Source organism: Prauserella muralis, from assembly GCF_003202285.1.
Taxonomy (GTDB): Bacteria; Actinomycetota; Actinomycetes; order Mycobacteriales; family Pseudonocardiaceae; genus Prauserella_B; species Prauserella_B muralis.
Genome location: NZ_MASW01000001.1, coordinates 635,295 through 647,996 on the forward strand (window position 1 = coordinate 635,295; position 12,702 = coordinate 647,996).

Consider the following 12,702-nt stretch of genomic DNA (forward strand, 5'->3'; position numbering starts at 1 on the left):
TCGTGCCACACTGCGCACCGTGGAGTACCTACTCACCGCGGAACTGACCTCGCCTGCCGGAGGCCCCGACCTGGACCCGTTGCAGCAGGTGGGCGTGGTGTCCTTGCTCGACACGCGGCTGAGCCGCCTCGCGAGCATCGAGGGCCCCGACGGCGTGGAGATCACGCCCGTCGAACACTCGATCCACGCGCACCTGGCGGGGGCGAACGTGAGCTGGCTGCTCGACGCGCCCGCGCTCGTCTTCGCCGAGGACGCCACCAGGGCGGTGCTGGAGCAGCTGCTGGCCGAGACCGAGCTGCTGACGGGCTGGCAGGTCAAACACTGCGCGGTCACCGCGACCGACGACCAGCTGGAGAGCGCGCTCGCCGCCGAGGAGGAGCCCGAGGCCGGCGACGCCGACGAGGAGCCGGAGGGCCTGACCGAGGAGGAGATCGAGCAGCGCCGGGCCCGGCTGCTCGAGGCCGCGGGGCAGCTGCGCGCGTTCGGCCTCGACGCCTTCGGCCACGCCGCCGACGGCCAGGTGACGGCCGAGGAGGCGCGCTACGTCGCGGGCGCGCTGATGCACGGCGTCGAGATGCTCACCGACGAGCTGTTCGGCGACATCCAGATGCTGGAGGACGAGGACACCACCGCCGACGAGGTGGAGGTGCTCTGGGCCCTCGACGAGCTGCCGCAGCAGCACGCGAGCGGTTACACGGCGCTGTTCGCCAAGCAGTTCGTCGTCGCCACCTCCATCCTGGGACACCGCCTCACCCAGCCGGGCTGGACGGCACCACTGTGCGTGGCCGAGGCGCTCGCCCTGCAGCTGGCGAAATCACGCGCGGAAATCGAACTCGACCTCGCCGACGTACTGGACGAAGACCGCGTTGCGGACATTCTGCGCATTTTCGACGAGCACGCTTTCGACAGCGACGAACACGAATTGCTCTACGAGCAGGACAGCGTTTCCCCGGCGCCCGAGGAATGGTTCCGCCCACGCCCGCACGTGACGGACGCGGTGGCGCTGCACCCCTACCTCGCCGACGAGGACACCGAGGACCTCCCCTAGCGGGCCTGGGTTCGTTCCGCGGCGCGCTGGCGGTAGGTCAGCGCGGCGCTGAGCGTGCCCAGCGCCGCCAGCAGCACGCCGAGCACCACGTCGTTGGCGACGGCCGCCCCGGCCTGCCTCGCCGCGGAGTGGTCGAGCAGGAAGGCGCCCGCCACCAGCCACACGCCGAGCGCGGCGTTGACCAGGCTCAGCCACGGGAGGTCCCGGGGCGCCACGACCCGGAACAGGGCGATGGCGCCGACGACGAGCGCGACCACGACGTCGTTGGTGTCCACGGCCGCCGAGTAGCCGGGGAAGCCGTAGTGCAGGGCGAACGGCGCGAAGCCGAGCCACACGGCGCACAGGAACATCAGGGAACTGGGCAGGCTGGGCGTCATCCGGCCTTCCGTGGCCGGACCGGTCCAGAAATGACGTGCGGACGCTGCGCTGTTCGACATGCCGGACTCCTCACCAATTGTCGCCAATTGTTCGTATTCGTGTCCGAACCCGTCACGGCGCCGGGACGTGAACCATTGCTGATTGTGCGCCCCGCGGTGAGCCCGACGCAGCGATCAATACGTTTTCCTAACGCGGTATGACGCGTCTCTCGCGGGCACGACGCCGAACCTGGCCCCCGGTGCCCGCACCCCCGCCTTTGGTCGTACGCCCGGCGGGTGATCTGTGCCGGTATGTCGTGAATCAATAACCGAAGCCGGCTCGGATTTCAAGACTGCACCTCGACCGTTCGACGCGGCTAGCGTCCAGGGCCATCACCGTCAACCCTGCTCGGTGATTTTCACACTATCGGGAGAGATCAACATCATGAAGAGACCTCTCATTCGGACTCTGATCGCGGGCCTTGCCCTGGTGGGCGGGTCGGCGGCCCTGGCCGGCCCCGCCGTTGCCGCGCCATCCGCGGACGCGGCGGCCAGTGTGGGGGTGGTCCGCCACCAGGCAGCGACCACCGACAGCGAGCAAGACCGCGTCGAGGCGTACTGGACGCCCGCGCGGATGAAGTCGGCGAAACCGGCCGAGAGCCGGTTCACCGGCGGCAAGGCGCCCGCCAAGGCGGCGGCGAAGAAGGCGAGGGCCGCCGCCGTCCCCGAGTCGCCCCAGCCGAGGCTGGGCAAGGTGTTCTTCACCCTCGGCGGGCAGAACTACGTCTGCTCCGGCACCGCGACCAGCAGCAGCAACGGTGACGTGGTGACCACCGCGGGGCACTGCCTCAACGAGGGACCCGGCGCGTTCGCCACGAACTTCGCGTTCGTACCCGCGTACAACAACGGCTCCCGGCCCTACGGCACGTGGACCGCCGAGCGGCTCTTCACCACCTCGGCGTGGGCCAACTCCGGCGACTTCAACTACGACGTCGGCTTCGCCGTGCTGAACGAGAACTCCAGCGGCCAGAGCCTCACCGGCGTCGTCGGCTCGTACCCGATCGCGTTCAACCTCGCGCGCGGCCTGAGCTACACCGCCTACGGCTACCCCGCGGCCCCGCCGTTCAACGGCCAGACCCTGTACTCCTGCTCCGGCACGGCGCGCCCCGACACGTTCGGCGGCTCGAACGACCAGGGCCTGACCTGTGACATGACCGGCGGCTCGTCCGGCGGCGGCTGGCTGACCAGCGGTCGCATCAACTCGGTGAACAGCTTCAAGTACACCGCCGACCCGAACACCATGTACGGGCCGTACTTCGGCTCCACCATCCAGTCCGTCTACAACGCGGCGGCCACCGCCTGACCGCGAACCGTTCCGCTCCCCGGGGCGCCACGCGCGCTCCGGGGAGCGCTCTGTGTCGGCAAAGGCACCGACCGACCGGCACCGGCATGAAATCACCTGACTGAAAGTTTCTGCAAGAGCTTGCAAGCATCGACTCTCCTCGCTACCGTTCTGCGTCACCCCCGGTCTCAACGAGGAGAGCCATGAGAATCTCCAGCAGAATCGCGCTGGCCTTGGCCACGACGGCCGCGCTCACGGTGGCGGGCTGCGGCGGGGACGGCGCCGACCAGAGCGGCGCCGCCGAGCAGGCCGCCACCGACCCCCAGTCCGTCTCCGGCACCGTCACCTGGTGGGACACCTCCGACGCGACCAACGAGGCGCCCGCCTTCAAGGAGCTGGTGGCCCGTTTCGAGAAGCAGTACCCGAACATCGACGTCGAGTACGTCAACGTGCCCTTCGACGGCGCCGACGACAAGTTCAAGACCGCGGCCCAGGCAGGCGACGGTGCGCCCGACGTCATGCGCGCCGATGTCGGCTGGACCCCCACCTTCGCCGCGCTCGGCTACCTGCAGCCACTCGACGGCACACCGGCACTCGACGGCGCCGACGACTACCTGCCCGTGCCGCACCAGAGCAACTCCTACGACGGCAGGACCTACGGTGTTCCCGAGGTCACCGACACCCTCGCCCTGCTCTACAACAAGGAGCACTTCGCCAAGGCCGGCATCGCCGAGCCCCCGGAGACGTGGGCCGAGTTGAAGAGCGCCGCGCAACGGATCGAGCGCGCCGTACCCGGCACCACCGGCGTGTTCCTCAACGCCGACTCCTACTTCCTGCTGCCCTTCGTCTACGGCGAGGGCGCCGACCTGGTGGATCTCGATGCCAGGAAGGTGACGATCGACAGCCCCGAGGTCGCCTCGGCCATCGAGACCGTGCGGGAACTGACCGCCGACGGCATCGGCGCCACCGACACGAGCGCGAACAAGTACACCAACATGATGGACGGCTTCAAGAGCGGCAAGGTCGGCATGATCCTCAACGGGCCGTGGGCGGTGTCCGACGTGCTCACCGGCAACGCCTTCGCCGACAAGGAGAACCTGGGCGTCGCGCCGGTCCCGGCAGGCCCGAAGGGACAGGGTGGTCCCGTCGGCGGCCACAACCTCGTCGTCTACGCGGGCTCGCCCGACCTCGCGGCGTCGTACCTGTTCGTCAGGTTCCTGAACTCGCCGGACAGCCAGGCCCTCGTCGCCTCGCGCAACAACACCCTGCCCACGCGGAAGTCCGTCTACCCGCGGCCCGAAGTCGCGGGCAACGACGTGATCGCCGCGTTCCAGCAGCCGCTGGAAGACGCCAAGCCCCGCCCGCCCGCACCTGGCGCCGGTGACCTCTACGACATCTTCACGCCGTTCTACGAGCGCATCCTCGGCAACCAGGTGTCCATTGCGGACGGTCTGGACCAGGCGCAGCGCAAGGCCGACGGCGCGGTGCCCGGCTTCGAGTCATGACGACCGTCACGGCCGCAACCCACGCCGGCGTGGCACCGCCACCGGCACCGCCCCGGCGCGCGTTGCGCACAAGGCTCGCCAGGCACTGGTACGCCTGGGCGATGGTGGCACCGGTGGTGCTGGTCATCACCGTGCTCGTGCTGCTGCCGCTGGCGCGTGGCATCCACCTGTCGCTCACCGACGCCACGGAGCTGAACAGCGGCCGCACCATCGGTGTCAACGAGATCCCCGCGACCTACTCGTTCGTCGGACTCGACAACTACGTCGAGGTGCTCTCCGGCGCCGACGGCGCGTTCTATCCGAGGCTACTGTGGACGGTGCAGTGGACCGTCGTCTGCGTGACGCTGCACTACGGACTCGGCCTCGGACTGGCCCTGCTGCTCAACCGGGCCCTGCGGCTGCGAACGCTGTACCGGATGCTGCTGATCCTGCCTTGGGCGGTGCCGCCGTTCGTCGCGGCCTTCGGCTGGCGGCTGATCCTCAACGAGCAGGGCGGCGTGCTCAACACACTGCTCGGCATGGCCGGCGTCTCCGCGGTGGACTGGCTGGGCGAACCGCTGGCTGCCAAGGTCTCGGTGATCATGGTCAACGTCTGGCTCGGCGTGCCGTTCATGATGGTCGCGCTGCTCGGTGGCCTGCAGACCGTGCCGAGGGAGCTCTACGAGGCGGCCGAGATGGACGGCGCCTCGCCGTGGCAGCGGTTCCGGGCCGTGACGCTGCCCGGCCTGCGGCCGGTGTCGGGCACGGTGCTCCTGCTCGGCACCATCTGGACGTTCAACCAGTTCCCCGTCATCGCGCTGCTCACCGGCGGCGGACCGGGCGGAGCGACGAACATCCTGGTCACCGAGGCGTACGAGCGGGCGTTCCAGGGAATCCGCGACTACGCGGGCGCGGCCACCTACGGCGCGATCATCGCGTCGATGCTCGTGGTGTTCGCGTCGTTCTACCGCCGATGGCTCCAGCGGCACACCGGGGAGGTGCTCGGATGAGGACACGCGGCAAGCTGGCGTCCACCGGGCTGCACACCATCCTGGTCGGCGCCAGCGTCATCGCGGTGTTCCCCGTGGCGTGGGTGGCGCTGACCGCGCTGAAGACCGAGCGGGACACCTGGTCGCGCCCCGGCGAGCTGGGCACATTGGGCCTGGACAACTTCGGCCAGGTCCTCGGCGACACGCAGTTCGCGACATGGTTCGCCAACTCATTGCTGGTGGCGGCGGGCACCACGGTGCTCGGCGTGCTCATAGCGGCCACCGCGGGCTACGCGGCCTCGCGCATGCGGTTTCCCGGGCAGCGGCCGCTGATGTGGACGTTCCTGGTGACGCAGATGTTCCCGGCCGCGGTGCTGATCGTGCCGCTGTACAACGTGATGGCGCGGCTCGGGTTGCTCGACTCCTATGCCGGGCTGATCCTCGCGCAGTGCACCATCGCGGTGCCGTACTGCGCGTGGATGCTCAAGGGGTACTTCGACACCATCCCGGTGTCCATCGACGAGGCGGGCCGCATCGACGGGCTGAGCCCGTTCGGCACGTTCTGGCGGCTGATCGTGCCGCTGGCCAGGCCGGGGATCTCGGTGACGGTCTTCTACTCGTTCATCACGGCCTGGGGCGAGGTCGCCTTCGCCGGGGTGTTCCTGCAGAGCGAGGGTCACTACACGCTGCCGGTGGGCATGGCCACGTTCGTCAGCGACTTCAAGGCGGAGTGGGGGCTGCTCACGGCGGGCTCGGTGCTGGTGATGCTGCCCGCGGCCGTCGTGTTCTTCGGAGTCCAACGCCATCTCGTCGCCGGTCTGACCGCCGGCGGGGTCAAGAACTGAAGGGAACGTGTTTTGGGTTCGAACTGGTGGCAGACCGCGGTGATCTACCAGATCTACGTGCGCAGCTTCGCCGACGCCAGCGGGGACGGTGTCGGCGACCTCAACGGGGTGCGCGCCAGGCTGGGCCACCTCACCGACCTCGGGGTGGACGCGCTGTGGCTCACGCCGTTCTACGTCTCGCCGATGGCCGACGGCGGCTACGACGTCGCCGACTACCGGGAGGTGGACCCGCTGTTCGGCCGCCTCGCCGACGCGGAGGCACTGATCGGCGAGGCCCACGACCGCGGTCTCCGGGTCATCGTCGACCTGGTGCCCAACCACACCTCGTCGGAACATCCGTGGTTCGCCGAGGCGCTGGCCTCGCCCCCGGGCTCCGAAGCCCGCGCGCGCTACCTGTTCCGCGACAGCGCCCCCGGCGGCGGTCCGCCGAACGACTGGGAGTCGGTCTTCGGCGGGCCCGCGTGGACCCGCGTTCCGGACGGGCAGTGGTACCTGCACCTGTTCGACCCCGCCCAGCCGGACCTGAACTGGAAGCACCCCGAGGTGCACGCCGAGTTCGAGAGCATCCTGCGGTTCTGGCTCGACCGTGGCGTGGACGGTGTGCGGGTCGACGTCGCGCACGGGCTGGTGAAGGCCGACGGACTGCCCGACACGGGCCGCACCGGCCAGATCAAGCTGCTCACCACCGCCGAGCTGCCCTACTTCGACCAGGACGGCGTGCACGAGATCTACCGGGAGTGGCGCAAGATCCTCGATTCCTACCCCGGCGAGCGCATCGGGGTTGCGGAGGCGTGGGTGCGCAGCGCCGACCGGCTCGCCCGCTACGTGCGGCCGGACGAGCTGCACCAGGCGTTCAACTTCGCCTACGCGCAGGCGGACTGGTCGGCACAGCGGTTCCGCACCGCCGTCGACGAGTCCCTGGCCGCCGTGGCGGGCGTGGGCGCGGCGAGCACCTGGGTACTGTCCAATCACGACATCGAGCGGCACGTGACCCGCTTCGGCGGCGGCGACCTGGGGCGGCGCAGGGCGCGGGCGGCGGCGCTGCTGACGCTGGCTCTGCCCGGTTCCGCGTATGTCTACCAGGGCGAGGAGCTGGGGCTTGACGAGGTGACCGACCTGCCGGAGGAGGTGCTGGCCGATCCCGTGTGGGAGCGCTCCGGCCACACCGACCGGGGCCGCGACGGCTGCCGGGTGCCGATGCCGTGGTCGGGCGAGGCGCCGCCGTTCGGGTTCGGCACGTCGGCGTGGCTGCCGCAGCCCGCGGAGTGGGCGGCGCTCACCGTCGAGGCGCAGCGGGACGATCCGCACTCGATGCTGTCGCTGTACCGCGAGGCCCTGCGGCTTCGGCGCGGGATACCGGACGGCGGGCTGGTGTGGCTGGACCGCGGCCCCGAGGTGCTGGCCTTCCGCAGGGAACCCGGGTTCACCTGCACGGTCAACTTCGGCTCCTCGCCCGCCCCGGTTCCCCGGCCGGGACGGCTACTGTTGAGCAGTACCGACGAGTCCGAGTTCGATCCGGCGGAGGACACCGTCCAGTTGCCGCCGGACAGCGCGGCGTGGTGGACCGGAGACGCGCATGCCTGACAGAGCCCTCGAGACGGTGCGGCTCACCGACATCGCCGAGCGGGCGAAGGTCAGCGAGGCCACCGTGAGCCGCGTGCTCAACGGCAAGCCGGGGGTCGCGGCGGCGACCCGCCAGGCGGTGCTCACGGCCATGGACGAGCTCGGCTACGAACGGCCGAGCCGCGCCCGCCAGCGCAGCGCAGGGCTGATCGGGCTCATCATCCCCGAGCTGGACAACCCGATCTTCCCGGCGTTCGCCCAGGTCATCGACCGGACGCTGGTGATGCGCGGATACACGTCGGTGCTGTGCACGCAGTCGCCGGGCGGCGCGAGCGAGGACGAGTTCATCGAGACCCTCACCGACCGTGGCGTGGCGGGCATCGTGTTCGTCGCCGGGCTGCACGCCGACACCACCGCCGACCACGAGCGCTACACCCGGCTCGTGGCGTCGGGCCTGCCGGTGGTGTTCGTCAACGGCTACGCGCCGGGCGTGCGGGCGCCGTTCTTCTCCGATGACGACGGCACCGCCGTGCAGCTGGCGATCACGCACCTGCGCGAGCTGGGTCACGAACGCATCGGGCTGGCCGTCGGCCCGGAACGGTTCGTGCCCGCCCAGCGCAAGGCCGCCGAGTTCCGCAGGCTGATGGCGCCGGTCATGGGCAGCCCGGACGACGTGGACAAGCTCATCGTGCACTCGCTCTTCTCCGTGGAGGGCGGGCACTCGGCGGCGTGGTTCCTGCTGGAACAGGGCTGCACGGCCGTGGTGTGCGGCAGCGACCTCATGGCGCTCGGCGCGATTCGCGTCGCGCGCAAGCGAGGGCTTGCGGTACCGAGGGACTTCTCGGTGGTCGGCTATGACGACGCGCCGCTGATCGCGTTCACCGACCCGCCGCTGACCACCATCCAGCAGCAGGTGTCGGCGATGACGACGGCCGCCGTGCGCACGCTGCTGGACGAGATCGCGGGCAAACCCGTGCCCACGGGTGAGTACCTGTTCCAGCCGGAGCTGGTGGTGCGCGGCTCGACGGCCGCGTGCCCCCGGCCCTGACCGGCGCCATGAGGCGGCCCGGCACCTCACAGCTTGCGGGGGATCAGGAACCACAGCACCACGAACAGGCTCCCGACGAAGATCGCGAACACGGCCATCAGCACCGGGCCGAAGATCACCTTCACGATGAGCGCCACCGTGAGGGTCACCGCGATCGAAAGGCACACCAGCCCTGCCACCACGAGCCGGTTGCCCACCCGCAGGATCTGCGTGCGGCGGCCCGCGCGGAACAGCACGCGATGCCACACGGCGGGTGCGGTGAGCAGGGCCGTGGCCGAGGCCGTGAACAGCACGGTCACCAGGTGCAGCACCTTCTCGAAGCCGCTCGCGTCGCGGAAGGTGCCGGTGAAGGCCACGGCGAGCAGGAAGCCGAAGAGGATCTGCACCCCCGCCTGGGCGACGCGCAGCTCGCCGAGCAGCTCGTTGACGTTGCGCGCCAGCTGCTGGTGCCGCGGTTCTCCGGTCTCGGTCACGGGACCACCTCCAGCGGTCGGGGCTCCACGACAGCGCGGGTGCGCCGGGTCCGCTCGTGCCAGCCGAGTGCGGTCACCGACGTGACCACGACGGCGAGGCCGAGCCACTGCGTCACCGACAGGGTCTCACCGAGCACGGAGACGCCGATGAGCGCGGCCGTCGCGGGGAAGGCGAGCTCGGCCAGGGGTCGCGCGGGCGGCGGGCGTGGCGCTCAGGCCCACGTAGTACAGGCTCAGCGCCAGCAGGCCCGGCACGAGGGCGAGCAGGCCGAGGCCGACGGCGTTGTCCCAGCCCACCGTGACGTCGTCGCCCCGCACGGCCACGATCACCGCCGCGACGGGAAGTCCGACGGTGAACCGCAGCACCGTCACGTCACGCCAGCGCAGCCGCGCCGACACCAGCCTGCCGAGCACGGTGCCCGCCGCCCACAGCGCAGCGGCGCCGAGTGCCAGCAGGGCCGCGCGCACAGCGGCGACCTGCACGTCGAACGGGTCGGCGAAGGCGAGCAGCCAGGCTCCGGCCAGCGCGGGCACGGCGAAGAGCACGAAGCCGGGCCTGATCCGCTCACCGAGCAGGAGCCAGGCGGCGAACACGGCGAACAGCGGCTGGAGTTTCTGCAGCACGAGCGGCGTCACGGGATCGCCGAGCTGGAACGCGGCGGTGAACAGCGCGGTCGCCAGCGCGGAAGCCCCGCCGCCGATGACGAGCACGGCAAGCCATTCCCGCGGCCCGCACCGGGCGAGCGCCCGCAGCGCCGAGGGCAGCAGCGGCAGCAGCACGACCACGACCAGCAGGTGCTCCCAGAAGACCACCGTGCCCGCGGCGAGCTCGTCGGCCAGCGGCAGGCGGAGTAACCCGTCCGTGCCCCACAGCGCCGCCGCGAGCGCCACGAGCCAGGTCCGGTCCGTCCTGCCTTCCCCACCAGTGTCGGTCACGCGTTCAGGCTACGAGCCGCGCGGGGTCGCGGCGCCCCGCTGTGTCACGGACTGGGATCACCCGCTCGTGTGATCCGGTTGCGGGCCTTCCCCGGGTCTCGTAGAGAACGACAGATGAGGCATTTCAGAACCCGGTCCCTGACCCTCACCGTCACTGCCCTCGCGGCGGCCCTGCTCGCCGGCACGGGACAGGCGGGCGCGCAACAGGAAGGCGCACCCGGAAAGACGACGATCGCGCACGGCACCTTCGCCGCGTACGGCCCCGGCCAGGCGGCCGTCACCTACGACGAGACCCTGGTGCCCGAGGGCGCGATGGCCGGTGTGCTGTCGGTGACGCGGTCCCACCTCGGCACGATCACCAAGCTCGGCGTGCACGGACTCGTGCCGAACCGGGCCTACGGCGCCCACGTGCACACCAAGCCGTGCGGGCCGACCGGTGAGGCGGCGGGGCCGCACTTCCAGCACGTGCAGGGCCCCTCGGACGACCCGGCCTACGCCAACCCCGAGAACGAGATCTGGCTGGACTTCACCACCAACGCCGCGGGCACCGGATTCGCGGCGTCCAGGGTGGACTGGACGTTCGGTGAGCGCCGCCCCGAATCCGTCGTGATCCACGACCACCACACGTCGACGGCCCCCGGCGAGGCGGGCTCGGCGGGCCCGCGGCTCGCCTGCCTCAACGTCGACTTCTGACCGCGGGCGAAGTGACCGCTCAGACCGGCTGCCCGGCCGTGGCGTCGTAGGCGGCGCGGGCGGCCGCGATGGCGTGGCGGTGCCGTTCCGCCCAGTCCGTGAGGCTGGCGAGGGTCGAGTGCAGCTCCCTGGCCATGTCGGTGAGCTCGTACTCGACCTTCGGCGGCACGGTCGGGTAGACGGTGCGCTGCAGGAGGCCGTCGCGCTCGAGCTTGCGCAGCGTCAGGGTCAGCATCCGCCTGCTGATGCCGTTGATCGCGCGCTCCAGCTCCGTGAACCGCACCGGGCCGTGTGCCGCCGCGACGATGATGCCGATGCTCCACTTGCCCGCCACGTGATCGAGGACCTCGGCGACCGGGCACGCCTCCGCCTCGATGACCTCGGCGGACACATCGGTGTGACTCTGGGACATCAAAGTGCCTCCTTCCGCGCCACCCGATAGTCACACAGGATGGGCTCAGTTACAAATCGTGCACTAAGGAGCCCATCGATGACCGGATCCCGCTGGCTCGCGCTCGCCGTGCTCTGCGCGGGCGCGCTGATGGCGATCGTCGACGAGACGATCGTCGCCGTGTCCCTGCCCGCCATTCAGCGCGACCTCGGCTTCAGCCAGTCCGGGCTGGCGTGGGTCACGGGCGCCTACCTGATCGCCTTCGCCGGGCTGCTGCTGCTCGGCGGCCGGCTCGGCGACCTGCTCGGGCGCAGGCGCGTGTTCCTCGCGGGGCTCGTGGTGTTCACCGCCGCCTCGGTGCTGTGCGGGCTGGCGTGGACATCCGGAGCGCTGGTCGTGGCCCGGTTCGTCCAGGGCATCGGCGCCGCGGCACTGACGGCCGTGATCCTCGGCATGATCGTCACCCTGTTCCCCGAGCCGCGCGAGCGCGCGAAGGCCATCGGCGCCTTCAGCTTCGTGCAGGCCTCGGGCGGCACCATCGGCACGCTCGCGGGCGGGCTCATCACCCAGGTGGTGAGCTGGCACTGGATCTTCTTCGTCAACGTGCCGATCGGGCTCGTGGCGCTCGGACTCGCGCTGCGGCTGCTCGACCGCGAGCGCGGAACGGGCCTCGGCGCGGGGGCGGACGTCCCGGGTGCCGCGCTGGTCACCGGCGCACTGATGACGCTGGTCTACACAATCATCCGGGTCGAGGAGCACGGCTGGGCCTCGGCGCACACGCTCGGCTTCGGCGCGCTCGGGCTGGCGCTGCTGGCGGCGTTCCTGGTGCGGCAGGCCAAGGCCGCGAACCCGCTGCTGCCATTGCGCGTGTTCCGTTCGCGCCGCCTCTCCGGCGCCAACGTCGCGCTGTTCCTGCTCGTGGCGTCGATGTTCGGGTTCATGTTCACCACGGTGCTGTACCTGCGAGAGGTCGTCGGGCTCGGCGCGCGGGAGACCGGCTTCGCGATGGTGCCGACCGCCGCCGCGATCGCCGTCGTCTCGCTGGGCGTGTCGGCGCGGCTGAACACGCGCTTCGGCGAGTGGCGCGTGCTCCTGGCCGGGCTGGTGCTGCTGGTCGCGGGTCTCGCGCTGCTCGGCATCGCGCCCGCGGACGCGAGCTACATCGCCGACGTGCTGCCCGCGCTCGCCCTGCTCGGCACCGGCTTCGGCATGGCGATGCCCGCGCTGATGGCACTGGGCATGGCCGACGCGACGCCGGAGGACTCCGGGCTCGCCTCCGGGCTGTTCAACACGACGCAGCAGGTGGGTGGCGCGCTCGGGCTCGCCGTGCTGGCGGTGCTGTCGGCCACCCGCACCACCACGCTGCTCGGGCAGGGCAGCGACGAGACAGCGGCGCTGCTCGGCGGCTACCAGCTCGCCTACCGGATCGGGGCCGGCATCGTGCTGGTCACGCTGGTGTTCGCGGCGCTCGCCCTGCGACCCGCACCGGCGGCGAAGGCACCCCGGGCCGTGGCGGCGGCATGAGTTCCCACCG

General features: G+C 70.9%; 12 protein-coding genes and 1 pseudogene. 9 read left to right on the plus strand and 4 right to left on the minus strand.

Annotation, left to right across the window (positions count from 1 at the left end; translation table 11 throughout):
* Positions 1–19: 19 nt before the first annotated feature.
* Positions 20–1,048: a hypothetical protein gene (locus BAY60_RS03910; RefSeq protein WP_112279428.1), complete on the plus strand. Its 1,029-nt coding sequence runs from the start codon at positions 20–22 to the stop codon at positions 1,046–1,048.
* Here the strand turns inward: BAY60_RS03910 and BAY60_RS03915 are convergent.
* Positions 1,045–1,485 carry an SPW repeat domain-containing protein gene (locus BAY60_RS03915; RefSeq protein WP_146770971.1) on the minus strand — a complete coding sequence of 147 codons (441 nt, stop codon included), beginning with the start codon at positions 1,483–1,485 and terminating at the stop codon, positions 1,045–1,047. The genes BAY60_RS03910 and BAY60_RS03915 overlap by 4 nt on opposite strands.
* A 364-nt stretch (positions 1,486–1,849) precedes the next feature.
* On the opposite strand from BAY60_RS03915, the gene BAY60_RS03920 reads away from it, so the two are divergent.
* The 6 genes from BAY60_RS03920 to BAY60_RS03945 all read left to right on the plus strand — a co-directional run bounded on the left by BAY60_RS03920 (position 1,850) and on the right by BAY60_RS03945 (position 8,675).
* A complete protein-coding gene (locus tag BAY60_RS03920; protein ID WP_112279430.1) occupies positions 1,850–2,767 on the plus strand; it encodes a trypsin-like serine peptidase in 918 nt (305 codons plus the stop codon).
* 182 nt (positions 2,768–2,949) lie between these two features.
* A complete protein-coding gene (locus tag BAY60_RS03925; protein WP_211330177.1) occupies positions 2,950–4,251 on the plus strand; it encodes an extracellular solute-binding protein in 1,302 nt (433 codons plus the stop codon).
* A complete protein-coding gene (locus tag BAY60_RS03930; RefSeq protein WP_112279431.1) occupies positions 4,248–5,240 on the plus strand; it encodes a carbohydrate ABC transporter permease in 993 nt (330 codons plus the stop codon). Before BAY60_RS03925 ends, BAY60_RS03930 begins: the two co-directional genes overlap by 4 nt.
* On the plus strand, positions 5,237–6,064 hold the full coding sequence (locus BAY60_RS03935; protein ID WP_112279432.1) for a sugar ABC transporter permease: 828 nt from the start codon (positions 5,237–5,239) through the stop codon (positions 6,062–6,064). Before BAY60_RS03930 ends, BAY60_RS03935 begins: the two co-directional genes overlap by 4 nt.
* A 12-nt stretch (positions 6,065–6,076) precedes the next feature.
* Positions 6,077–7,648, plus strand: coding sequence for a glycoside hydrolase family 13 protein (locus tag BAY60_RS03940; RefSeq protein ID WP_112279433.1), 1,572 nt, complete (start codon positions 6,077–6,079; stop codon positions 7,646–7,648).
* Positions 7,641–8,675: a LacI family DNA-binding transcriptional regulator gene (locus BAY60_RS03945; RefSeq protein ID WP_112279434.1), complete on the plus strand. Its 1,035-nt coding sequence runs from the start codon at positions 7,641–7,643 to the stop codon at positions 8,673–8,675. Before BAY60_RS03940 ends, BAY60_RS03945 begins: the two co-directional genes overlap by 8 nt.
* 26 nt (positions 8,676–8,701) lie before the next feature.
* Here BAY60_RS03945 and BAY60_RS03950 read toward each other — a convergent pair whose 3' ends face one another.
* Entirely contained in the window at positions 8,702–9,148 is a 447-nt protein-coding gene (locus tag BAY60_RS03950) for a DUF6328 family protein (protein ID WP_112279435.1), read from the minus strand.
* Positions 9,145–10,039 (minus strand): annotated as a pseudogene (locus tag BAY60_RS03955) (DMT family transporter). The gene BAY60_RS03950 and the pseudogene BAY60_RS03955 overlap by 4 nt, the downstream one beginning before the upstream one ends.
* A gap of 159 nt (positions 10,040–10,198) precedes the next feature.
* Here BAY60_RS03955 and BAY60_RS03960 point away from each other — a divergent pair.
* Complete coding sequence (locus tag BAY60_RS03960) at positions 10,199–10,777, plus strand: superoxide dismutase family protein (RefSeq protein ID WP_112279436.1); 579 nt, start codon at positions 10,199–10,201, stop codon at positions 10,775–10,777.
* 19 nt (positions 10,778–10,796) lie between these two features.
* Here the strand turns inward: BAY60_RS03960 and BAY60_RS03965 are convergent, their stop codons facing one another.
* Positions 10,797–11,189 carry a winged helix-turn-helix transcriptional regulator gene (locus BAY60_RS03965; RefSeq protein WP_112279437.1) on the minus strand — a complete coding sequence of 131 codons (393 nt, stop codon included), beginning with the start codon at positions 11,187–11,189 and terminating at the stop codon, positions 10,797–10,799.
* A gap of 78 nt (positions 11,190–11,267) precedes the next feature.
* On the opposite strand from BAY60_RS03965, the gene BAY60_RS03970 reads away from it, so the two are divergent.
* Complete coding sequence (locus BAY60_RS03970; protein ID WP_112279438.1) at positions 11,268–12,692, plus strand: DHA2 family efflux MFS transporter permease subunit; 1,425 nt, start codon at positions 11,268–11,270, stop codon at positions 12,690–12,692.
* The last annotated feature ends 10 nt before the right edge of the window (positions 12,693–12,702 follow it).